At 61.9% G+C, this 23,012-nt stretch carries 24 protein-coding genes; 7 read left to right on the forward strand and 17 right to left on the reverse strand.

What is annotated here, in order from left to right:
* From JJ869_RS12315 to JJ869_RS12375, 13 genes are all read right to left on the reverse strand, one after another.
* Window positions 1-488, reverse strand: a 488-nt coding sequence (locus JJ869_RS12315) for an NADH-quinone oxidoreductase subunit B (protein WP_292267554.1), incomplete at its 3' end; no start/stop codon positions are given.
* On the reverse strand, window positions 479-844 hold the full coding sequence (locus tag JJ869_RS12320; RefSeq protein WP_292267556.1) for an NADH-quinone oxidoreductase subunit A: 366 nt from the start codon (window positions 842-844) through the stop codon (window positions 479-481). The genes JJ869_RS12320 and JJ869_RS12315, both read right to left, overlap by 10 nt.
* 277 nt (window positions 845-1,121) lie before the next feature.
* Window positions 1,122-1,562 carry a cytochrome c gene (locus tag JJ869_RS12325; protein WP_292267558.1) on the reverse strand — a complete coding sequence of 147 codons (441 nt, stop codon included), beginning with the start codon at window positions 1,560-1,562 and terminating at the stop codon, window positions 1,122-1,124.
* A 32-nt stretch (window positions 1,563-1,594) separates the two neighbouring features.
* Window positions 1,595-2,065 (reverse strand): DUF411 domain-containing protein, encoded by a 471-nt coding sequence (locus JJ869_RS12330; RefSeq protein ID WP_292267559.1) that lies wholly within the window; start codon window positions 2,063-2,065, stop codon window positions 1,595-1,597.
* A gap of 137 nt (window positions 2,066-2,202) precedes the next feature.
* Window positions 2,203-2,574: a hypothetical protein gene (locus JJ869_RS12335; protein WP_292267561.1), complete on the reverse strand. Its 372-nt coding sequence runs from the start codon at window positions 2,572-2,574 to the stop codon at window positions 2,203-2,205.
* A complete protein-coding gene (locus JJ869_RS12340) occupies window positions 2,571-3,347 on the reverse strand; it encodes a crotonase/enoyl-CoA hydratase family protein (protein WP_292267563.1) in 777 nt (258 codons plus the stop codon). The genes JJ869_RS12335 and JJ869_RS12340 overlap by 4 nt, the downstream gene beginning before the upstream one ends.
* On the reverse strand, window positions 3,344-4,195 hold the full coding sequence (locus tag JJ869_RS12345; RefSeq protein ID WP_292267565.1) for a hydroxymethylglutaryl-CoA lyase: 852 nt from the start codon (window positions 4,193-4,195) through the stop codon (window positions 3,344-3,346). Before JJ869_RS12345 ends, JJ869_RS12340 begins: the two co-directional genes overlap by 4 nt.
* Window positions 4,196-4,243: 48 nt before the next feature.
* Window positions 4,244-4,915 carry a glutathione S-transferase family protein gene (locus tag JJ869_RS12350; RefSeq protein ID WP_292267567.1) on the reverse strand — a complete coding sequence of 224 codons (672 nt, stop codon included), beginning with the start codon at window positions 4,913-4,915 and terminating at the stop codon, window positions 4,244-4,246.
* On the reverse strand, window positions 4,912-6,852 hold the full coding sequence (locus JJ869_RS12355) for a biotin carboxylase N-terminal domain-containing protein (RefSeq protein WP_292267569.1): 1,941 nt from the start codon (window positions 6,850-6,852) through the stop codon (window positions 4,912-4,914). Before JJ869_RS12355 ends, JJ869_RS12350 begins: the two co-directional genes overlap by 4 nt.
* 66 nt (window positions 6,853-6,918) lie before the next feature.
* On the reverse strand, window positions 6,919-8,523 hold the full coding sequence (locus tag JJ869_RS12360; RefSeq protein WP_292267571.1) for a carboxyl transferase domain-containing protein: 1,605 nt from the start codon (window positions 8,521-8,523) through the stop codon (window positions 6,919-6,921).
* Window position 8,524: 1 nt separating this feature from the next.
* Window positions 8,525-9,013, reverse strand: a complete 489-nt coding sequence (locus JJ869_RS12365) for a lysozyme inhibitor LprI family protein (RefSeq protein WP_292267572.1) — start codon at window positions 9,011-9,013, stop codon at window positions 8,525-8,527.
* The gene (locus JJ869_RS12370; RefSeq protein WP_292267574.1) at window positions 9,010-10,557 is read right to left on the reverse strand and encodes an AMP-binding protein; all 1,548 of its coding nucleotides are present in this window, start codon (window positions 10,555-10,557) and stop codon (window positions 9,010-9,012) included. Before JJ869_RS12370 ends, JJ869_RS12365 begins: the two co-directional genes overlap by 4 nt.
* 366 nt (window positions 10,558-10,923) lie before the next feature.
* Window positions 10,924-12,087 (reverse strand): isovaleryl-CoA dehydrogenase, encoded by a 1,164-nt coding sequence (locus tag JJ869_RS12375; protein WP_292267576.1) that lies wholly within the window; start codon window positions 12,085-12,087, stop codon window positions 10,924-10,926.
* Between the two features lie 128 nt (window positions 12,088-12,215).
* Between JJ869_RS12375 and JJ869_RS12380 the strand changes: the two genes are divergently transcribed.
* The gene (locus JJ869_RS12380) at window positions 12,216-12,686 is read left to right on the forward strand and encodes a pyridoxamine 5'-phosphate oxidase family protein (RefSeq protein WP_292267578.1); all 471 of its coding nucleotides are present in this window, start codon (window positions 12,216-12,218) and stop codon (window positions 12,684-12,686) included.
* A 9-nt stretch (window positions 12,687-12,695) separates the two neighbouring features.
* Window positions 12,696-13,151, forward strand: a complete 456-nt coding sequence (locus JJ869_RS12385) for a CreA family protein (protein ID WP_292267579.1) — start codon at window positions 12,696-12,698, stop codon at window positions 13,149-13,151.
* 40 nt (window positions 13,152-13,191) lie between these two features.
* Here JJ869_RS12385 and JJ869_RS12390 read toward each other — a convergent pair whose 3' ends face one another.
* Complete coding sequence (locus tag JJ869_RS12390; RefSeq protein WP_292267580.1) at window positions 13,192-13,854, reverse strand: HAD-IA family hydrolase; 663 nt, start codon at window positions 13,852-13,854, stop codon at window positions 13,192-13,194.
* Between the two features lie 105 nt (window positions 13,855-13,959).
* Here JJ869_RS12390 and glmU point away from each other — a divergent pair, with 105 nt between their 5' ends.
* From glmU to JJ869_RS12405, 3 genes are read left to right on the forward strand one after another with little or no spacing between them, the layout of a single operon-like run.
* Window positions 13,960-15,309: a bifunctional UDP-N-acetylglucosamine diphosphorylase/glucosamine-1-phosphate N-acetyltransferase GlmU gene (gene glmU, locus JJ869_RS12395; protein WP_292267582.1), complete on the forward strand. Its 1,350-nt coding sequence runs from the start codon at window positions 13,960-13,962 to the stop codon at window positions 15,307-15,309.
* A gap of 4 nt (window positions 15,310-15,313) precedes the next feature.
* Window positions 15,314-17,131, forward strand: coding sequence for a glutamine--fructose-6-phosphate transaminase (isomerizing) (gene glmS, locus JJ869_RS12400; RefSeq protein ID WP_292267584.1), 1,818 nt, complete (start codon window positions 15,314-15,316; stop codon window positions 17,129-17,131).
* Window positions 17,128-17,811 carry a DNA alkylation repair protein gene (locus JJ869_RS12405; RefSeq protein ID WP_292267586.1) on the forward strand — a complete coding sequence of 228 codons (684 nt, stop codon included), beginning with the start codon at window positions 17,128-17,130 and terminating at the stop codon, window positions 17,809-17,811. Before glmS ends, JJ869_RS12405 begins: the two co-directional genes overlap by 4 nt.
* Here JJ869_RS12405 and JJ869_RS12410 read toward each other — a convergent pair.
* The gene (locus JJ869_RS12410; RefSeq protein WP_292267587.1) at window positions 17,800-18,285 is read right to left on the reverse strand and encodes a hypothetical protein; all 486 of its coding nucleotides are present in this window, start codon (window positions 18,283-18,285) and stop codon (window positions 17,800-17,802) included. The two genes, JJ869_RS12405 and JJ869_RS12410, sit on opposite strands and share 12 nt — an antisense overlap.
* Before the next feature lie 80 nt (window positions 18,286-18,365).
* Here JJ869_RS12410 and moaA point away from each other — a divergent pair, with 80 nt between their 5' ends.
* On the forward strand, window positions 18,366-19,370 hold the full coding sequence (gene moaA / locus JJ869_RS12415) for a GTP 3',8-cyclase MoaA (RefSeq protein WP_292267588.1): 1,005 nt from the start codon (window positions 18,366-18,368) through the stop codon (window positions 19,368-19,370).
* Between the two features lie 127 nt (window positions 19,371-19,497).
* Here moaA and JJ869_RS12420 read toward each other — a convergent pair whose 3' ends face one another.
* Window positions 19,498-20,550: an anhydro-N-acetylmuramic acid kinase gene (locus tag JJ869_RS12420; protein ID WP_292267592.1), complete on the reverse strand. Its 1,053-nt coding sequence runs from the start codon at window positions 20,548-20,550 to the stop codon at window positions 19,498-19,500.
* A 97-nt stretch (window positions 20,551-20,647) separates the two neighbouring features.
* On the opposite strand from JJ869_RS12420, the gene tyrS reads away from it, so the two are divergent.
* Window positions 20,648-21,898 carry a tyrosine--tRNA ligase gene (tyrS, locus tag JJ869_RS12425; RefSeq protein ID WP_292267589.1) on the forward strand — a complete coding sequence of 417 codons (1,251 nt, stop codon included), beginning with the start codon at window positions 20,648-20,650 and terminating at the stop codon, window positions 21,896-21,898.
* Between the two features lie 27 nt (window positions 21,899-21,925).
* Here tyrS and JJ869_RS12430 read toward each other — a convergent pair whose 3' ends face one another.
* A complete protein-coding gene (locus JJ869_RS12430) occupies window positions 21,926-22,888 on the reverse strand; it encodes a DUF3179 domain-containing protein (protein ID WP_292267591.1) in 963 nt (320 codons plus the stop codon).
* Window positions 22,889-23,012: the final 124 nt, after the last annotated feature.

The raw sequence follows: 23,012 nt of genomic DNA on the forward strand, positions 1-23,012 counted from the left end.
ATGATGCCGTAAAGCAGCGCTTCGGCTGTCGGCGGGCAGCCCGGCACGTAGACATCGACCGGCACGATCCGGTCACAGCCTCGCACCACGGAATAGCTGTAGTGATAATAGCCGCCGCCATTGGCGCAACTGCCCATCGAAATCACGTAGCGCGGCTCGGGCATCTGGTCGTAGACCTTGCGCAAAGCCGGCGCCATCTTGTTGGTCAGCGTGCCTGCCACGATCATCAGATCCGACTGGCGCGGCGAAGCACGCGGCGCGGTGCCGAACCGTTCAAGGTCATAACGCGGCATCGAGGTGTGCATCATCTCGACCGCACAGCAGGCCAGACCGAATGTCATCCAGTGCAGCGACCCGGTGCGCGCCCAGTTGATGATGTCCTCGGTCGAGGTCAGGAGGAAACCCTTGTCCGCAAGCTGTGCATTGAGCGCCTGCGTTGCGTGTTCCTTGTCCGCCCCTGCGGTATTCGCGCCAGCCATCACTCCCATTCCAGCGCTCCTTTTTTCCACTCGTAAGCAAAGCCGATGGTCAGCACCGCGAGGAAGATCATCATCGACCAGAACGCCGTCATGCTGATGTCTTGGAACGCCACGGCCCACGGGAAGAGGAATGCAATTTCCAGATCGAAGATGATGAACAGGATCGACACAAGGTAAAAGCGCACATCGAACTTCATCCGGGCGTCATCGAACGCGTTGAACCCGCATTCATAGGCCGACACCTTTTCCGGATCGGGATTGCGCACCGCGATGATGACGGCGGCAAGGATCAAGACTAGGCCCAATCCGATGGCTATGGTCAAAAACACGAGGATTGGCAGGTATTCCCGCAGCATGTCTTCCAAGACGAGGCTCCTTTTCCCATCGCGCACCAAGACGCGCCGTCAAGTGGCGAGGTTGACTTGAGGGTGATCTACTCCCGTCTCTGCCGGGGGTCAACCGCGGGGCGACATCTTCCACACAACGAATATCTTTAGAAAAACAGCTGGATCACACGGATCTTCAGGTAATTTTATGCAGATGCGGCAATCGCTCGAACCACGACGCCGCGTTGCACCGCGCGGTTGCGTCGCGGCATCTTCACATCAGCGCTGCTTCGACGTCGCGAAATGGAGCGCAATTCTACTTCCGATAGAGTTCGCGGCAGGCTTTGCAAGCCGCACCGATGCGACCAAGACCCTCACGCAGATCGGCTTTGGTCTCAAGACCGGCCGACATCACAAGGGCAGCCTTTTCCAGCGCAACAGACTTTTCCTTGAAGTCGTCAAACCTATCCCAGATCGCCGGCAAGGCTTCCGACGTCGCATCGGTTTCTTCGGCCTCGAACAATCCGGGCGTTTCGGCCGCAAGCCGGGCAATCTCCGACGCTGCCGCACGGGCTGTCGCGGCGTCGAACGTCCGTTCGCCCTTGGCCATGGCACCCAGGATCTTCGTGTTGTCCTGCGTGACCTTCATTGCCTCCATCCGCGCGAGGACTGACGGATTTTTGACCCCGCTATGCGCTGCGGCCCAACCCGCTACACACAGCGCGGACATGGCGACAGGAAAAATGATGCGAAACATCTGCGGTCCTTTCAAACTTTCTGGTTGACTGTTCAGGCTGCGGCTTCGTAGCGGGTAAACACCTCTGTCCTGCCATCGCGGCGGATCAGGTGCACGTCATAGGCCTCGCGCTGGTGCTCAGGTCCCATACCCGGCGATCCATAAGGCATTCCGGGAACCGCCAGTCCGATGGCATCGGGACGCTCTGCCAGAAGCCTGCGAATATCCGCTGCCGGAACATGACCTTCGATCGCATATCCCGTGACATCTGCTGTGTGGCAGGACGCCATGCTGGCCGGAATTCCCCGCCGGACCTTTTCCTCGACCAGCGCCGCGTTGGTGCGGGCTTCCGTCGTGATCTGGAACCCATCTTCTTCCAAAATCGCGATCCAGGCCGAGCAGCATCCGCAGTTGGGGTCCTTGAACACGTGCATACGCGGCGCAGTCTGGGCGATGGCACCTTTCGGCAAGATGAACGCCGCCGCTGCACCGGCCAAGAACGTTCTGCGAGAGTAAGTTGTCATATCGGTCTCTTCCCATGAAGTCATTGGTTCAAGGCTGATTGGGGCTTCCGGTGGGGGCAAGGTCAACAGGACGGTGCGAAGAAAGTGGACGGTTCGCAGATAAATTCACGCCACCTGTGCGTTATCCGCGCCACGCGTCAGGCCGTCATCACCACCAGTGCCATGCCTGTCAGGACCAGCATGACTGGCCCCCAGACCGCGCGTTCGGGTTTCGACGGTGTGATCCAGTTCAGAACCGCGCTCAGGACTGTGACCGCCAGCGCAACCCACCCTGTCCAGCGCGGCCAGCCAAGTCCAGGAAAGCCCGCCGCCGACAGGATCGCCAAGCCCTGAAACAGCACGATCGGGATCGACACCGCTGCGATGATCCGCCCCGACAGGGGCAAAGCACCCTCGTGCTGGCCACCTTGTGTGTAGCGCCCCAGAGGTGCGCCAAGGATCAACGCGATCTGGAAGAACGCAATCGCCAGCATGGCGGTCGCATAAAGATGGGCGATCTCAACCGTCACTGCCAGCTTGGGGCGCGCTTGTCGAAAAACGCGCCAACCCCTTCACGCGCCTCGTCCGACTGCCACCGCCGCGCCAGCGCGTCGATGGCCATGTCCACCTGCTCCGGCACGACCCGTCCGGCCAGATCGCGCATCAGCGCCTTGGCTTCAGCCACAGCCCCCGGTGCGCAGGACAGATAGGGCAGCACCTCGGCCTCGATGGCCGCGTCTAATCCCTCAGGGTCAACCGTACGGCTGAGCAGGTTCAAACGTACGGCCTCATCGGCATCGAACACCCGCGCCGACATGAAAACCTCAGCGGCCCGCGTGGCCCCCATCCGCGCGAGCACATAGGGCCCGATATTGGCCGGGATCAGACCCAGCCGTGTCTCGGTAAAGCCCAGCTTCGCGCCCGCGACCCCAATCGCCACGTCGCACACCGACACAAGGCCCACACCCCCGCCCAGCGCATTGCCCTGCACTCGTCCGATCAATGGCTGCGGCAGATCATAGAGTGCCCCCAGCACAGTCGCGATCCGACGGCTTTCCACCCGGCGCGTGCCGGCATCCATGTCGAACTGCGCGCGCATCCACGCCAGATCGCCGCCGGCGCAAAAGGTCCTGCCTTCCGCCGCCAAGACGACAACCCGCACGGATCGGTCACGGGCCAAGTCGCGTGCCGCCTCTTCCAACTCGGTCATCATCTGCGCTGACAATGCGTTGTGTTTGTCTTCCCGCGTCAGCGTCAGCGTCGCCACCCCGCGCGCGTCTTTATCCACCCGGATCAAGCTCATCCCCGCATCCTCCGCGCCATCGCAGCCGCCTCGGCCACCACCCCCATATCCAACCCGTGCTCATAACCGAGCGACGCAACCCGTTCTGCCACGGCCTCTGTTGCCACGTTCCCCGCAGCGCCCGGCGCATACGGACAGCCCCCCAAACCACCAACAGCCGCGTCGAACACCCGCAACCCAAGCCCAAGTGACGCCTCGACATTGTCACAGGCCAGTCCGCCCGTATCGTGGTAGTGCCCGGCCAGACGCTCTGCAGGCATCTCCTCCAGCACCGCTTTCAACATGGCAACGATCCCCTCAGGCGTCGCGCGCCCGATCGTGTCCCCAAGGGACACCTCGTAACATCCCATGGCCCGAAGCGCCGCCACAACACGTGCCACCTCGGACGGCGCGACCGGCCCGTCATAAGGGCATTCCACCACACAGGACACATAGCCCCGGACGCGCACACCATGTTCCTGAGCCGCCGCCGCCACCGGCGCGAAGCGCTCCAAGCTCTCGGCAATGGTCGCGTTGATATTTGCCTCGGAAAACCCTTCGGAGGCCGATCCAAAAATGGCCACTTCATCAGCCCCGGCGGCCAACGCGTCCTCGAACCCGCGCATGTTCGGCGTGAGCGCCGCGTAAGTCACCCCGGGCATCCGCGTGATCCCGGCCAGCACCGCCCCCGAATCCGCCATTTGCGGCACCCATTTCGGACTGACGAAACTGGCGCATTCGATCCGTCGGAACCCGGCGCGCGAGAGGCAATCGACCAGTGCGATCTTTTCCGCGACCGGGATCAGCCGCGCCTCGTTCTGCAACCCGTCGCGCGGTCCAACCTCGAAAATCTCGACCCGCTCAGCCAAAGCGCCAATCTCCTGTTTCTTCTCTTTTCAAATACGCACGGCACACCATCAGCCGCCCGTCTCCCACGCCGGGTAAAAGTCCTGCGTGTAAATTCCCGCGCCCGCCTCAGGCAGGGATTTCTGAAACTCAGGTCGCTCGGTGATGCGCGCGTACCATTCCGCGACGGCCGGATGTCGATCCAGCTTGGCAAAGTGCCGCGCCATGTAGACCGCCTGCCCGACCGACACATCCGCCGCCGAGAATCCGCTGGTCAGCAGGTAATCCCGGTTCTCAACCGGCGTGGACAAACGCGCCTCGATCGCGTCGTAACACTTGCCCAGCCGCACTGCCTCCAGCTTCATCACGATGGGTGACCGCATATCATCCTCGTAGAGCATGATATGCTGCTGGGTCAGCGCCGCCGCGTGCTGGCTAATGGTTTCGGCAAAATGCACCCAGACAAGCCACGCCATCCGGTCCGGGTCGTCTGGCCCGCGCCCCATATTGGCCTGCGGGAAGCGTTCACACAGAAACTCGGTGATCGCTCCGGTCTCAAACATCCGCTCGCCATCAATCTCGAGCGCCGGAACCCGCCCCGCAGGCGAGAGCGACAGGTATTCCGGATCGCGCAGCGACTTGTCGAAGGCATGCAGGACAACTTCAAAATCGACTTCCAGTTCATAAAGAAGCCAGAGTGTCCGCATCGAGCGTGTCTGCGGGCAATGATGCAATCGGATCATGTCTCTTCCTCTTCCAGCCGGATCAGCACCGCGCCCGCTTCGACCTGAGACCCGGCCTCTGCCATCACCTCCGCGACAATACCATCGCGCGCGGCCAGAAGGCTGTGCTCCATCTTCATCGCTTCGAGTATGGCCAGACGGTCGCCCTTGGCAACTGTATCCCCGGCACTGAAAAACACTTGGCGCACCAATCCCGGCATCGGCGCTTCGATCAGATCGCCCGACGTCCCGGCCCCGGCCTCCACATCCAGCGGATCAACCCGACGCACTACATAGGTCGGATCGCCGAACACCGTTGCAACGGCTTCCTCAACAAACACCGCCGCTCCCGGTTGCCCATCAAAGCGCCAGCCATTCGCACCAAAGCGCGCAGCTACGACCTGAGCGTTCACAGCCACGTCGATCTCCCCCGGAGCGCGTGTTGTGATCCGGCAGGTGTACACCTCCTCACCACAGGCCACCACAATTTCCTGCGCCACTGGGGACCACAGCGCAAACCCATCCAAAGGCTGAGGCACCCGGTCCAAGCCGACCAGCGCAAGAGCCGCCTGTGCTGTCACTGCAGGCGTCAGGTCCGGCACCTCCGTCAGAACCGCAAGGTCGCGCCCGATCAATCCCGTGTCCACATTCCCGGCGGAGAACCCGTCGTGCCGTGCCAAAGCGCCCAAAAACGCGAGGTTGGTGACGGTTCCCGCCACCTGTGTTTCCGCCAGCGCTCGCCGCAGCTTTCGCAGGGCCACCGCGCGGGAGGACCCATGCACGATCACCTTGGCAATCATCGGATCGTAATGCGGGCTGATCACGTCGCCGCTTCGCACACCGGTATCGGCCCGCGCCTCATGCGGAAAGGCCAGATGCGCCAGCCGCCCCGTGGCAGGCAGGAACCCGGCAGGCACATCCTCGGCATAAAGCCGTGCCTCAAAGCTGTGGCCGCTGATCGCCAAATTCGACTGTTCACATGGCAAAGGCTCCCCCGCCGCCACCCGCAACTGCCATTCCACCAGATCGACACCCGTGATGGCTTCGGTCACCGGGTGTTCCACCTGCAACCGCGTGTTCATCTCCATGAACCAGAACCCGTCAGGGCGCAGCCCGTCCGAGCCATCCACGATGAACTCGACCGTGCCCGCGCCTTTGTAACCAATCGCCTCTGCCGCGCGGACAGCAGCCTGCCCCATCGCCTCGCGCATCTCGGGTGTCATGCCGGGCGCGGGTGCTTCCTCGATCACCTTTTGATGACGGCGCTGCAGCGAGCAATCCCGCTCGAAGAGATGCACCGCCTGCGTGCCATCCCCGAACACCTGCACCTCGATATGACGCGGGCTGGTGATGTATTTCTCGATCAGCACATGGGGATTGCCAAAGGCCGTCTTCGCCTCCGATTGCGCCGAGGCCAGCGCATCGGCAAACGCCTTCGGCGCCTCCACCAGCCGCATCCCCTTGCCGCCGCCACCCGCGACCGCCTTGATGAGCACCGGATATCCAATCGCCTCGGCCTCCTTGGCCAACAGCTCCGGCGACTGATCGCTCCCCTGATAGCCCGGCACGACGGGCACACCTGCCTCCGCCATCAGCGCTTTGGCCGCATCCTTAAGACCCATCGCCCGGATCGCCTTTGCCGACGGGCCGATAAACACCAGCCCCGCCGCCTCGACGGCGTCGACGAAATCCGGGTTCTCGGACAGGAACCCATAGCCCGGATGGATCGCCTGCGCACCCGTCGCCTCTGCCGCCGCAATGATCGCATCACCCCGCAAGTAGCTTTCTGCAGGCGACGCGCCGCCCAGAGAGACCGCCACATCCGCCATCTCCACATGGCGCGCCTGCGCATCCACATCCGAGTGCACCGCCACGGTGCGCACGCCCATACGGCGGCAGGTGTCGATCACCCGGCAGGCAATCTCGCCCCGGTTGGCTATCAGGATCGTGTCAAACATCTCGCACCACCGCTTCTCTTCATCTTGCCCGTAAACTCCGGGGGGTTTGGGGGGCTGGCCCCCCAACTACATGCGGAACACGCCAAACCGCGTGTCCTCGATCGGCGCGTTCAACGCCGCCTCCAGCGACAGTGACAGCACCGCGCGGGTCTTGCGGGGGTCCACGATCCCGTCATCCCACAGCCGGGCCGAGGCATAGAGCGGGTGCGCCTGTTCCTCGAACATCTCGATGGTCGGACGCTTGAAGTCCGCCTCTTCTTCAGCCGACCATGCCCCGCCGCCGCGTTCGATGGCGTCGCGCTTGACCGTCGCCAGCACCCCCGCCGCCTGTTCACCGCCCATCACGGAAATGCGCGAGTTCGGCCAGGTCCAGAGGAACCGGGGCTGATAGGCCCGCCCTGACATGCCGTAATTGCCGGCCCCGAATGATCCACCCACCAGCATCGTGATCTTGGGAACCGAGGTGCAGGCCACAGCCGTCACCATCTTCGCCCCATGCCGCGCAATGCCTTCGTTCTCGTATTTCCGCCCCACCATGAAGCCGGTGATGTTCTGCAGGAACACCAGCGGGATCTTGCGCTGCGAACAAAGCTCAACGAAATGCGCGCCTTTCTGCGCGGCCTCAGAAAACAGCACTCCGTTGTTGGCAATGATGCCCACCGGCCAGCCATCGACATGGGCAAAGCCGGTCACCAAAGTCTCACCAAAGCGCGGTTTGAACTCGTCGAAATAGGAGCCGTCCACCACCCGCGCGATGACCTCGCGGATGTCATAGGGCGTGCGCAGGTCGCCTGGAACAACGCCGAAAATCTCGTCCGGATCATACGCCGGATCCTCCGCCGCCACGCGTAGGCCGGGCTTCAGCCCGGCACTCCCGAGTGACCCAACCGCCCGCCGTGCCAGCGCCAACGCATGCCCGTCATCTTCGGCCAGATAATCCGCCACACCGGACAGCCGCGTATGCACGTCACCGCCGCCCAGATCCTCGGCTGTGACAACCTCGCCAGTTGCAGCTTTCACCAAAGGCGGACCGGCAAGGAAGATCGTCCCCTTCTCTTTAACGATGATGGTCACATCCGACATCGCGGGCACATACGCGCCGCCTGCCGTGCAGGATCCCATCACGACAGCGATCTGCGCAATCCCCTTGGCGCTCATCCGCGCCTGATTGTAGAAGATGCGCCCGAAATGGTCGCGGTCGGGGAAGACCTCATCCTGATTGGGCAGGTTCGCCCCACCGCTGTCCACGAGGTAAATGCAGGGCAGATGGTTTTCCTCGGCGATCTCCTGCGCGCGGAGGTGTTTCTTGACCGTCATCGGATAATACGTGCCGCCCTTCACGGTGGCATCGTTGCAGACCACCATGACCTGACGGCCCATCACCCGGCCCACGCCGGCAATCACCCCGGCACAGGGTGCCGCCCCGTCGTACAGCCCATGTGCTGCCGTGGCTCCCACCTCCAGAAAGGGCGAGCCGGGGTCAAGCAGGTTCGCAACCCGGTCGCACGGCAGCATCTTGCCACGCGAGACATGCCGCTCCCGCGCCTTCTCCCCGCCACCCGCTGCGGCCAAGTCCGCTGCCTCGCGCACAACGCGCAGCGCCTCTTCATGCGCCGCGATGTTCGCCTTGAATTGTTCCGACGACGCAATCACCTGTGACCGAAGTTTCATCCTATTGCCCCCGCATATCGCGCAGCTCGATGGTGCGCTGCGCCGTCATCGTCAGGTGGCAATTCGCGCCCACGATGGTGCGGATCGTGCCGTCCTGCCACATCGCGTAGCGCGCCGCGCAATCGGCGTCGCGAAAAGCGATCCACGCCCGCTGCGCATCGCGCAGCGCGTCCGAGCGGTCCATCACCTGCGACAACCCCTGTTCGTCGGCGGTTTCATTCGCCATCTGGGTCCACTTGTATTCCTCGTTCAGAATGACATCCCATTCGACGGTTTCCGCCTGAATGCAGGACGCGATCCCGATGGTGGTCGACCCGCCGGGTTGCTCCTGACACAGCCCCGACGCCTGCCCCAGACAGGAGGGATAGAGTGCGCCGATCTCGGTATTCTCGAAACAGTCGCGCACGATCTGCGGATCGACCGAAAGCTCCTGCGCCGTACCCGCCTGCGGCAGGGACAGGAAGACGGAAAGGATCAGGGCGTGTCTCATGTCTGGCTCTCCTGTGCGGCCCGTGCCTTCAACTCTTTTCGGATCAACTTGCCCGTTACGGTCATCGGCAATTCGTCAAGAAATGTGATTTCTCTGGGATATGAATGGCTTGCGAGGCGTTCCTTTACCCAGACCTGCAGCTCTTCGCCCGAGGCCTTGGCACCGTCTTTGAGCACGACATAGGCCTTGACGATCTCGGTCCGCAGCGCGTCGGGTTTGCCCACCACACCACAGGTCGCCACCGCCGGATGGGTCAGCAGGCAATCCTCGATCTCCGCCGGGCCGATCCGATACCCTGCCGAGGTGATCACGTCATCCTCGCGCCCCAGAAAGGTGATCGTGTCGCCGTCCTTGATGCCGCGATCCCCCGTGACCATCCAGTCGCCGCGGAATTTCTCGGCCGTGGCCTCGGGCTTGCGCCAGTATTCCAGCATCATCGACGCCGATCCGCGCCGGACGGCGATGTCGCCCTCTCCCTCGCCGGGCAAACCATCCGGCCCGATCACCGCCACCTGATGCCCCGGCACGGCGCGGCCCATGGAGCCTGGGACGGCGTCAAAAGACGCGCCGCAGGAGGACACGATCATGTTGCATTCGGTCTGGCCGTAGAACTCATTGATCGTCACACCAAATGCCTCGCGGCCCCAGGCCAGCATCTCGGCCCCAAGCGGCTCGCCCCCGCTGGCGACCGAGCGCAGCCCCTCAATCTTTGCATCCGCCGCCTTGAGCATCCGCAGGGCGGTCGGCGGGAAAAACACATTGCGCACAGTGCCTTCCCGGCAAATCCGCGCGCATTCCTCGACCGAGAATTTCGGCATCCGCGCAGCCACCACAGGCACACCCAGGGCCAGCCCCGGCATCAGCACGTCGAAGAGGCCCCCAATCCACGCCCAGTCGGCGGGCGTCCAGATCACGTCGCCCTTCTGCCCAAGGAAATCGTGACTCATCTCAACTCCCGGCAGATGGCCGGTCAGCATGCGATGCCCGTGCAGCGCGCCCTTGGGCGATCCCGTGGTGCCGCTGGTGTAGATCAGCACCGCGGCATCCTCAGGGCCGGTGTCGACAATCGCACGGGTGCCGGATGAGGCCCCCAGATCGCTGCGGGTGACGGTGGCGACCCCAAGACCGGTCAGTTGCACCACCCCTTCAAGGTCGGTCACCACCACGCCCAGCCCCGCATCTTCGATCCGGGATTTCAACGCATCGGTGCGGAACAGTTTAAACAGCGGCACCGAGATCGCCCCAAGCCGCCATGCCGCGATATGGGCCGCAGCGCAAAGCGGTGATTGCGAGAGCAGCACACCAACCCGGTCGCCTTTCATCACGCCGCGTTCGATCAGCGCGACTTCGACCTGTCGCGACCGATACCAGAGATCGCTATAGCTGATCCGACGCACGCGCTCTGGTGTGACTTCGAGGATCGCCACGCGGTCGGGGTCGGTTGCCGCCCAGCCGTCGCAGACCTGATGCGCCATGTTCAGCGACGCGGGCAGGTCCCAGTCGAATCGCTTGCACAAGTCTTCGTATGGAGCAGGCTTGAGCATCAGATTTCAGGCACTTGTCGACTTGGTGGTGTAGCACCCCATTGATACGGTCCGCCAGAATAGCGAAGCTGTCCTAGCCGATCGACGTAATATTCGTAGTGGCGAGAAGCATCATACGGAGTCGGCCCACAGCTTATCACAAGCCAAGTCCCCTTCTCTTCCCCAGGATACGCAACGCAATCCGAAAGTGAAGCGCCGACTCTACTGCCGTCGCGGGCACGATCCTCCAGATACCTCTGAGCATAGGCGTCGATCACATCCGACTCCGTTGTAGATGCGGCAATAGTACCCCACCTGATCCCCAACCAAGCTGTCCAGAGCACTAAGGCGCCTAAAGGAATAAACCAAATCCAGCGCATAATCGCCCTAGCCCATCGCCGCCATCATCTCGCGTCCCACCAGCATGCGCCGGATCTCGGACGTGCCAGCGCCGATCTCCATAAGCTTGGCATCACGGAAAATTCGCGCGACCGGCGCGTCGGACAGGAAGCCTGCGCCGCCCATCGCCTGCACCGCCTGATGCGCCTGCACCATCGCCTGTTCGCTGGCGTAAAGGCAGCAAGCGGCGGCGTCCTGCCGGGTGACATCCCCGCGGTCACAGGCCTTGGCGACCTCGTAGACATAGGCGCGGGCTGAATTCATCGCCGTGTACATATCCGCCATCTTGCCCTGCATCAGCTGAAAGCTGCCAATCGGCTGACCGAACTGCTTGCGCTCGGCCATGTAGGGCATGATTTCGTCCAGACAGGCGGCCATGATGCCAAGGCCGATCCCCGCGAGCACAACGCGCTCGTAATCCAGACCGGACATCAAAACGCGCACGCCCTTGCCTTCTTCACCCAGCACGTTCTCGAAGGGTACTTCGACATCGTCAAAGATCAGCTCTGCCGTGTTCGACCCGCGCATCCCAAGCTTGTCGAAATGCGGGGAGGTGCTGAACCCTTTCATCGTCTTTTCGATCAGGAACGCGGTGATCCCCTTGGATCCTGCATCGGGATCAGTCTTGGCATAGACCACCAGCGTGTCCGCATCCGGGCCATTGGTGATCCAGTATTTGTTGCCGTTCAGCCGGTAGTGATCGTTCCGCTTTTCCGCGCGGAGCTTCATGGAAACCACGTCCGACCCGGCCCCCGGTTCGGACATGGCGAGCGCGCCAACATGTTCCCCGGAGATCAACTTGGGCAGATATTTTACCTTCTGGTCAGGATTTCCGTTCAGCTTGATCTGGTTCACACAAAGGTTGGAATGCGCGCCATAGGACAGCGACACCGAGGCCGATGCCCGCGCCACCTCCTCCACCGCAACGGTATGCGCCAGATAGCCCATGCCCGCACCGCCGTATTCCTCGTCAACGGTGATGCCCAGAAGGCCAAGCTCTCCCATTTCGGTCCAAAGCTCGGGTGGGAAATTGTTCGACCGGTCAATCTCGGCCGCCATCGGCTTGACGCGCTCCTGCGCCCAGCGATGCACCATCTCGCGCAGGGAATTGACGTCTTCACCAAGATCGAACTGCATGGTCGCGTTGAACATTCGCCTCTCCCCCGAGCGGATTTATTGAACACTTGTTCAAATCCTACGGGAAACTCTGTCGTCAGGTCAAGCGCAAGGAACTGTCCGCGGCATTGGGCGTTGACTGCCTGAAGCGAAAAAACATTCTGATGACCGCGACACTCACCGAGACTTTCTGGAGCAATATGAGCAAGATTCACGTGGTTCTGTTGGGCGCAGGCGGTGGCTCACCGGTGCCGATGTCCCCCCTGGCACACAAAGAGGACGGGGCGATCTGGTTCATCACCTCCGCCGATCATGACACATTCGTGGCCGCGAAGGCGGGAGAAACCGCCGACATCTACCTCTGCGATTCGGCAGGCCACATGTACGGCACCATCAAGGGCCACCTTGCCGCCTCGCAGGATGAAGACAAGTTGGACGAGCTTTGGTCGCCGATGGCCGCCGCATGGTTCGAGAACGGTCGTGAGGATGACTCGGTCCGGCTGATGAAATACACTCCGACAGAGGCCGAAATCTGGGCTAGCGATGGCACCGCCAAATACCTGTTCGAAACGATCAAGGCGAACTTTTCCACGTCAAAGCCCGACATCGGCGAATACGGCATCATTCATTTTTAAGGACGACACATGAAAAACTTTGGTATCGCTTGCCTGCTCGGCTTGGCTGCATTTGGCACTGCTCAAGCCGAGCAGGTGGGCGAAGTTGGAGTCGACTGGGTTGGCAATGACATCATCATCGAGGCCATCGCCGACCCGTATGTGAAGGGCGTAACCTGCCACATCGCCTATTTCGAACGCGGGTTGATCGACCGGTTGAGCAAAGGCAACTGGTTCGAAGATCCGTCAAATGCGTCGATCTCGTGCCGCCAGACAGGCCCGATCACCATTGGCGATATCGACCGAAGCGATAGCGGCGAGGACGTGTTCCGCGCGTCGCGGTCGATCATCCTCAAGTCGCTGAGGGTGAAGCGCATCTTTGACGAAAAGAACCAGACGCTGATCTACATCGCCCATGCGGCCGAATTGACGGATGGATCGGCAAAGGTGTCGATATCGACGGTCCCGCTTTACGGGTCGGAGTAAGTACCTCCATCCTCGGGTCTAGCCCGAGGATAACGCCCGTTTACGCCAACAAACGCAACGCCACCTCGGGCAATTCGTCGAAATGCTGAATGATCGCATCCGGCTCCAGCGCGGCCATGTCGCCGCCTGCCGGACCGAATCCAACCAGCACACAGGCCACACCCACCGCACGGGCGGTGTCGCGGTCGGTCACCGTATCGCCAATCAGGCAGCTCTGCTGGACCACGCCACCCGCCCGCTCAACCGCTGCGATATAGGGCGCTGAATCCGGCTTTCGCGTCGGCAGCGTGTCGGCACCGATCAGCGATCCGAACGCATCCCGAACCCCAAGACGTGTCATAAGCGTTTCCGCAAGGCCTTCAGGCTTGTTGGTGCAGATGCCCACAGCCATCCCGTTTGACTTGAGCGCCTCGACCGCTTCCATCGCGCCGGGATAGAGCACAGTGTGTGTGTCGATGGCGTCTCCGTAGGCGCTGAGCAGCACCGGATAATACTGGTCGATCAGGTCGGCGGAATACTGCCCAGACCGTTCCAATCCCAATGTCAGCATGGACCGCCCACCCCGCAGCGCCGTTGCTGCGTCTTTTGTGGGATCAAGCCGCGTCTCAAACCCCATCTTGTCAAAGCAATGGTTGGCCGCCGCGATCAGATCGCCACTGGTGTCGGCAAGCGTCCCATCGAGATCGAAAATTACCGTCCGCACCGCGTCTCTCCTGTCACAAGTCGCAACCATGTGTGAAATCTCGCGCCTTGCGGCACGCAACCAGACCGATAAAAGGACCACAGGCAAAACACAAAGAGAAACCTGATGAGCATAGCCTTGGTCATTCTTGCGGCAGGCAAGGGCACACGTATGGAGTCGGACCTTCCGAAGGTCCTGCACAAGATCGGTGGCGCCCCGTTGTTGCACCACGCGATGCTGTCCGCGTCGGCCCTGGAGCCTGAGCGCACACTCGTCGTGACCGGTCACGGTGCGGAATTGGTCGAAGCAGCAGCACAGGAATTTGACGCGGACGCGATTGCCGTCAGGCAGACCGAACAACTTGGCACCGCCCATGCCGTGGCACAGGCGCGCGACGCATTGAAAGGGTTCGAGGGCGATGTGATCGTGCTCTATGGCGACACGCCCTTCATAACCACCGAAACGCTGGAACAGATGATTGCCGCACGTGCGGCGCATGATGTTGTCGTGCTGGGGTTCGAGGCCGCCGATCCGGGGCGCTATGGCCGCCTCATCCTGGACGGCACATCGCTGTCGCGCATTGTGGAATTCAAGGATGCATCAGAAGAGGAGCGCGCGATAACACTCTGTAATTCTGGTGTGATCTGCGCAGATGCCGCAACGCTTCTTGAATTGATCGCCGCCGTCGGCAACGACAACGCCGCTGGCGAATATTACCTTCCTGACATTGTCGGGATCGCCAACGAGCGCGGCTTGACGGCCACGGCCGTGACCTGTCGCGACGCCGAAACCCTTGGCATCAATTCCCGCATGGAACTTGCCGCCGCCGAAGCCCTGTTTCAACAGACCAAGCGCCGGGAACTGATCGAAGACGGTGTGATGATGCAGGCCCCTGACACGGTGTTCCTGTCCTTCGACACGATCATCGGCCGCGATGCAGAGATCGAACCCAACGTGGTTTTCGCCCCTGGTGTCACCGTCGAATCCGGTGCCCGCATCCGCGCATTCAGCCATCTTGAAGGCGCGCATGTCAGCCGTGGCGCCATCGTCGGCCCCTTCGCGCGCCTGCGCCCCGGTGCGGAACTGGCCGAAAACGTGCATATCGGCAACTTTGTCGAGATCAAGAACGCCAGAATCGACGAGGGCGCCAAGGTCAATCACCTGACTTATATTGGCGATGCTGAAATCGGCGCGCGTACGAATATCGGCGCGGGCACCATCACCTGCAACTATGACGGCGTGATGAAGCACAAGACAATCATCGGACGAGACACCTTCATCGGGTCGAACACGATGCTGGTGGCTCCCGTGACCGTGGGCAATGAGGCCATGACGGCAACCGCCACAACCGTGACCAAGGACGTACCAGACGGGGCCATGGCCATCGCGCGGACAGAGCAGACCAACAAACCAGGATTCGCGCGCAAGCTGTTCAGCATGTTGCGTGCCAAGAAAGCCAAACAGGCAAAGGGTTAAATCTATGTGTGGGATCGTTGGCGTATTGGGGCAGCACGAAGCGGCCCCGCTTTTGGTAGAGGCGCTCAAGCGGCTCGAGTATCGCGGCTATGACAGTGCGGGGATCGCGACTGTCAACAACGGCGCGCTGGACCGTCGTCGCGCGGTGGGCAAGCTGGTGAACCTGTCCGATCTTTTGGTCCATGATCCCCTGCCGGGCAAATCCGGCATCGGCCACACCCGTTGGGCGACCCATGGCGAACCCAACACCAAGAACGCCCACCCCCATCAGTCCGGTCCGGTGGCCGTGGTCCACAACGGGATCATCGAGAATTACACAGACCTGCGCGCCGAACTGGCCCAGCACCAGATCACGCCCCAAACCGACACCGACACGGAAACCGTGGCGCTCCTGACGCACCACTACATCCAGCAGGGTATGCCCCACGTAGATGCCGCTCGCGCCTGTCTGGCCCGGCTGGAAGGTGCGTTTGCTCTGGCGTTTCTCTTCGACGGTGAGGACGATCTGATCGTCGCCGCCCGCAAGGGAAGCCCGCTGGCGATCGGCCATGGAGATGGTGAAATGTATGTCGGATCGGACGCCATCGCGCTGGCACCCATGACCGACACGATCACCTATCTCGAAGAGGGCGATTGCGCTGTCCTGACGCGGCAGACACTTGATATCTTTGATGACAGCGGCGCGCGCGTGACACGGCCAAGCCGCACCATCAACACCGATGCCACCCGTGTGGACAAGGCCGGGTACAAGCATTTCATGGCCAAGGAAATCGCCGAACAGCCCACCGTTCTGGCAGATGCCCTGCGCGCCTATCTTGATGGCAACACCATCGTTCTGCCCGACACCCTGCCCGATTTCGCCAAGATCGACCGCCTGACCATGGTGGCCTGCGGCACCGCGTTTTACGCCTGCCTGACCGCGAAATACTGGTTCGAACAGCTCGCGCAGATGCCGGTGGAAGTCGATATCGCGTCCGAATTCCGCTACCGCGAACCTCCGATCACACCCCGCACCGTTGCACTGTTTGTCTCACAATCCGGCGAAACCGCCGACACTCTGGCTGCGCTGCGCTATTGCAAGGGCAAGGCCGACAGCATCCTGTCGGTGGTCAACGTCGCCGAAAGCTCCATCGCTCGGGAAAGCGACGTGGCCCTGCCAATTCATGCCGGTGTCGAAGTTGGCGTTGCGTCCACCAAAGCCTTCACCTGTCAGTTGAACACCTTGCTGCTTCTGGCTCTTGATGCCGCTGTGAAACGCGGCGTGATGACACCGGATCAGCTGGCCGAAAAACTGACTCAGTTGCGGGCGCTGCCGGGCCTTTTCAACGTCGCATTGGATCGTGATCCAACCATGGCCGATGCCGCACACAAGATTGCCGAAGCCCGCGACGTGCTGTTCCTGGGACGTGGCCTGATGTATCCCTTGGCACTTGAAGGCGCCCTCAAGCTGAAGGAAATCAGCTATATACACGCCGAAGCTTATGCTTCAGGTGAACTCAAACACGGTCCCATCGCGCTGATCGACAAGACCGTTCCGGTGATCGTCATGGCCCCGCGTGATTCTCTGTTTGAGAAGACAGTGTCAAACATGCAGGAAGTCATGGCCCGCGGCGGAAAGGTCTGCCTGATCACCGACGCCTCTGGTGCCGAAGCCGCAGGCGCGGATGTCTGGCGCACCATCATCCTGCCTTCGGTCGACCCGGTGCTGTCGCCCCTTCTTTATGCGCTGCCCGCGCAACTGATCGCCTACCACGCCGCCATCGCCAAAGGCACTGATGTGGACCAGCCGCGCAACCTGGCCAAATCCGTCACCGTGGAATGACGCTGGACGACGCCCTGAGCCAACTGCGCGCCAAAGCCGAACCCGGGCGCGCAGAGCAGATGGCAGCCTATCACAAGATCGACCGTCCCTATCTGGGTGTGGCGAACCCGGATACCGATATCCTGGTGCGCGACTGGCGTCAGGCGTTGGACTTGGCCGAGCGCCTTGATCTTGCCCGCGACCTTTGGACCACGAACATCTTCGAAGCACGGGTCGCTGCGGCCAAGCTTCTCACTCAGGCTCGGATCAAACCGTCGGACGCGGATGTGTGGCGACTCATTGCATCATGGGCGCCCGATTTCGACAGCTGGGCCATCGCCGATCATGCCTGCATGGCGGGACAGCGCCGCCTGACCGCCGATCCCGCGCGCCTCGACACGGTCGAAACATGGACCACCAGCGACCATATGTGGCCCCGCCGGGCCGCACTGGTCATTACCCTGCCCTGGACCAAGCAGAACCACCCCACGCCCGAGGAAACCGCTGCCCGGGATCGCATTCTCGGCTGGGCCGCCGGTTACGTGTCCGACCCCGACTGGTTCATCCAAAAGGCTGTGGCATGGTGGCTCCGCGACCTGTCAAAACACGATCCGGACCGCACCCGCGCCTTTCTTGCTGCCCACAGCGACCAGATGAAGCCCTTTGCCCGCAAAGAAGCCGCGCGTCACCTACCCGCCTGAGAACACCTGCACCTCGACCAAATCGGTCAGGGGCACACCAAGCAACCGCATCGCTGGAAGCGACAACCGGCTCCCTCCGTCCGCAATGGGGATCAGATCAACCTGCACGGTTTCGCCGGTTCCGGGATAGACCACCCGCCCCTTGGCGGCTGCCGTGACAAGCGGTGTCTCAAGCCAGAAGCCCGGTTGCGCCGGGTTGCCCAGGGACACGATGGTGCTGCCCAAAGCCTGCTCAGCAACGGTTGCAGCCGGAGCCGCTGCCGCAGCGCGTTCTTCGGCAGTCGTGGTGTCAAACGCCTCTGCCGTGCGCGCCGAAGTTGGGGGGCGCCGCGTTTCGGTTTGCAAGGCCTCGGGCCGGGATTGCGGGCGCGTTTGACCATCGCCATTCGCAGGACCAGCCTCGGGCACAGTCCCCAAAACGCCACATCCCGCCAAGACCCCGCAAAGCCCAAGAATTCCAAACGTCTTTTGCATCCGAGTCTCCGACCTTCGTCCTGCATTCCGGTGTTGCACCATACTTGCCCAGTCCGGACCGAAACGCTAGGCTCCCCGGCATGACACCGCTGATTGACCCTTTCCAGCGCGCGATCACCTATCTGCGCGTCTCCGTCACCGACCGCTGCGATTTCCGCTGCGTCTATTGCATGTCCGAAAACATGACCTTCCTGCCCAAAAAGGAACTTCTGACGCTGGAAGAGCTGGACCGCTTGTGTTCGACATTTATCCGTCTGGGTGTGGAAAAGCTGCGCATCACCGGCGGGGAACCGCTCGTGCGCCGGGACATCATGACCTTTTTCCGGTCAATGACACGGCACTTGGATACCGGCACGCTCAAGGAATTGACGCTGACTACCAACGGCTCTCAGCTCGACCGCTTTGCGGACGACCTTTTCGCCGCTGGCGTGCGCCGCATCAACATCTCGCTCGACACGCTGGACGACAAGAAATTCGCCGACATCACCCGCTGGGGACGCTTGCCGCAGGTGATCAAGGGGATTGATGCCGCGCAGAAAGCCGGGATGCGCGTCAAGATCAACACAGTGGCGCTGAAAGGCTTCAACGAGGACGAGCTGTTCACACTGACCGAATGGTGCAAGAGCCGCGACATGGATCTCACCTTCATCGAGGTGATGCCCATGGGCGATATCGGCAACGAAGACCGTTTGGGCCAGTATTGGAAACTCAGCGATCTGCGCGATGAACTGCGCAAACAATACACCCTGACCGACCTGCCCGAACGCACCGGCGGACCCGCGCGCTATGTCCGGATCGAGGAGACCGGCCAGAAGATCGGCTTCATCACGCCGCTCACCCACAATTTCTGCGAAAGCTGCAACCGTGTCCGTCTGACCTGCACGGGAGAGCTTTTCATGTGCCTGGGGCAAGAAGACAATGCCGACCTGCGCTCGGCCCTGCGCAACCACCCCAACAGCGATGCGCCGCTCGAACAGGCCATCCGGGACGCGATCACGCTGAAGCCCAAAGGGCATGATTTCGACTATTCCCGTCAGACCGTCGATGGCCGCGTGTCGCGTCATATGAGCCATACCGGCGGCTGATGCGTTGTAAGCGAGGGGCCAGCCCCTCGCGCTCCCCGAAGTATTCTTGAACCATAGAAGAACAGCAAAGGGCTGCTGCAGTTCCGCCGTTCCATGAGCCTTTAGCCGTTCCTTTGTTACATGTGGGTCAGACCCGCGAAATCTGACCGCCGCCCACCGGGGTGCGCACCCCCGTAGTACCGGGTGCCGAGGTTGGCAAACCGCGCATCACCCGCACCGCGAGATAGGCGAAAGCCTGCGCCTCGAGCATGTCGCCATCAAGTCCGACCGCCTCGACGGGCTCAACCGGGCAATCCAGCGCCGAGGCCAACATTGCCATCATCACCGGGTTGTGCCGTCCTCCGCCGGTCACCAAGAGGCGCTCGGGCGGTTGCGGACAATGCTCCATCCCTTGCATCACGGCAGCCGCCGCCATCGCCGTCATCGTGGCCGCTGCATCGGCATCATCCAACTCACGCACAAGATCGAGCATCAGGGAAAAATCGTTCCGATCCAGAGACTTGGGCGGCATCTTTCGGAAATACCCTTCCTCAAGGAACAACTCCAAAGCACCGTCCACAACCTGCCCCTGTGCTGCCAGAGCGCCCCCCTTGTCAAAGGCGAGGCCGCGCCGTTCCATCATCAGATCGTTGATCGGCGCATTGGCGGGACCGGTGTCGAAGGCAAGCAGCGCGCCCTCTGCCTCGGGTGCGGGTGACGTGGGATCAACCCAGGTCAGGTTGCCCACACCGCCAAGATTGAGAAAGGCCAGCGGCGTTTCCGCCCCGATCCTTTTCGCACAGGCCCAGTGAAAAAAGGGGGCAAGCGGCGCGCCTTCGCCACCCAGCTCCACGTCGTTCGACCGGAAATCCCAGACAACCGTCTGCCCCAGCGCCTGCGCCACAGCCGCGCCGTCGCCCAGTTGGTGTGTGCCGCGCCCTTTCGGGTCATGCGCCAGTGTCTGGCCGTGAAACCCCACCACATCCGCGTCAAACCCGCCCAAGGCCTCGATATGCGCCTGCAAGACCACAGCCGCAGCGTTGTCCAGGTCATCCCCCGGCCATTTGCCAAGCGCCGCCCGCAGCACCGCCTGCTCGGCCTCGGTATAGGCCCGGTAGCCCGACGCGCCGAACTCGGAAATCGTCACCCCATCCGTCCGCACAAGTGCTGCATCGACTCCGTCCAGAGACGTGCCCGACATCGCGCCCAAGGCCCAGATCGGTTCTGCCAACTTGCCCTTCACCTTTTCCCCTGCCCTGCGTATAGCTGCCCTCACCATTCTATAACGAGGCAACCCCATGACCTACCATCCCAAATCGGACTTCATGCGCGTCATGATGGAGCGTGGCTTTCTGGCCGATTGCACCGATTATCAGGGCCTTGACGAGGCGCTGATCAGCGGGGTGGTGCCGGGCTATATCGGGTTCGATGCAACGGCCAAGTCGCTGCATGTGGGCAGCCTCATCCAGATCATGATGTTGCGCTGGCTGCAAAAAACCGGGCACAAGCCGATCACCCTCATGGGTGGTGGCACCACGAAAGTGGGGGATCCGTCATTCCGCGCGGACGAGCGACCGTTGCTGACGCCGGCGCAGATCGACGACAATATCGACGGCATCAAGCAGGTCTTTGCCAAATACATCAGCTACGAAGACAGCCCCACCGGGGCATTGATGCTCAACAATGCCGAATGGCTGGACGAACTCAACTACCTCGATTTCCTGCGCGACATCGGGCGGCATTTCAGCGTGAACCGGATGCTGTCGTTTGAGAGCGTCAAATCGCGCCTCGACCGCGAACAGTCGCTGTCCTTCCTCGAATTCAACTACATGATCCTGCAGGCCTATGACTTCCTCGAGCTGAACCGCCGCTACGGCTGTCTTGTGCAGTTCGGCGGCTCGGACCAGTGGGGCAATATCGTCAACGGGATCGACCTGACCCGCCGCGTCCTAGATCACGAGATCTATGGCCTGACCTCGCCGCTGCTGACCACCAGCGACGGCAAGAAGATGGGCAAATCCGCCGATGGCGCGGTCTGGCTGAATGCCGATATGCGCAGCCCCTACGAGTTCTGGCAGTTCTGGCGCAACACGACAGATGCGGATGTGGGCCGGTTCCTCAAACTCTATACAGAACTGCCGATCGACGAATGTGACCGCCTTGGTGCGCTTGCCGGATCCGAGATCAACGACGCCAAGATTGTCCTTGCCAACGAGGTGACGACCCTGTGCCACGGTGCTGATGCTGCGGCTGCAGCTGAAGCCACCGCGCGCGAAGTGTTCGAGAAAGGCGGCATCGGGGATGATTTGCCGACGGTTGCCCTCACCTCGGACGAGCTGGGCGACGGCATTTCCATCGTGCAACTGATCGTGCGCACGGGCCTTGCGAAAACCGGCAAGGAAGCCAAACGTCTGATCGCGGAGAACGGCGCCAAGATCGACGATGCGCCGCTCACCGATGCGGGTCTGATGATCGACGCCAGCGCCTTGGCCAATCCGATCAAGCTCAGCGCCGGCAAGAAGCGGCACGCGCTGGTGAAACTCGGTTAAATTCAGACCGGCGTCCCTTGCGCCGGTCTAATTCCCCAGCATCCAATGCCCGTCTGGCCAGAAGGCGTGATAGGCGAAGGCGAACATCACGTCATGCGGCACGTCGCGGCCCTGCTCGTCGCGCACCCGGATCGACCCGACATCGCGCCCCGCACCGATGCGCGCGGTGTCGAGGGCCGAGGCCTGCCCCGCCCGCCACGAGATCACGACGCCCGCCTCGCGCACTTCGCCTTCGCGCGCCAGCCGCTCCATCGGCCAGGCCCGGTCGCCAACCCGCACCACGCGGGCCAAAGCGTCGATGCCATGCGGCGGCATTTCACCGGAATAAAGGAACGGCCGGGTGGAACTGTCATAGCCTTCATAGGGGTTGCGCCCGTAATCGCGGTTATGCCCCGGTTCGGCCATCACCAGCCCGTCGGGATGCCGCGACACAAACTCGGCCCAGCTTTCCATCCAGCTGGGTAAAGTGTCCAACTCCGCGCCGGTCAGATCGCCGACAATGGCTTCTCCAATCGCCTGCTGCCACCAGCTTTCGGTTTCGCGGTCATACATGATCATGTCCGAATTGCGCAGCTTGCCGGACACCCCGAAACTCAGCACACGCCCCTGCACCCGCCGGTCAAAGGTCAGCGCCGAATTGCACAGCGGACAGAACGTCACCGCAACCGGCACGCCGCCCACAGTGTCATTCACGATTTCATGCCAAGTGAGATAGCGGATCGGATAGGCCCGCGCCTCAGCCCCAATCTCCAGCGTGATCACCGGCTCGGTCGGGTCGATCCCGGTCTTGCCCGAGGCGCGCACGAAAGATGGGTTGTCCAGCGCAGGAATACCATCCTTGGGCGGGCCGCCAGACAGGATCTCCACCCAGTTGGGAACAGAGGTCTTTTCGAAATCGGTCTGCGGCCATTCATGCCGCCAGAATTCGGGGCTGGCCACCGCTGATGAGGCGAGCAGAACTGCAAAGAATAACGAGTCGACCTTGAACAAGGCAATTCAGGCTGTGACGGGTGTGTATAGCGGCTGATTGCGGGGAGCTTTGGTTTCCAAATTTTGGATTGCGTTGAGAATAGCAGCGAGCAGATAGACCAAAAGAGACCTGAGATACCTCAGG

This window comes from Marivita sp. (assembly GCF_017643905.1).
In the GTDB taxonomy this organism is placed as follows: domain Bacteria; phylum Pseudomonadota; class Alphaproteobacteria; order Rhodobacterales; family Rhodobacteraceae; genus Marivita.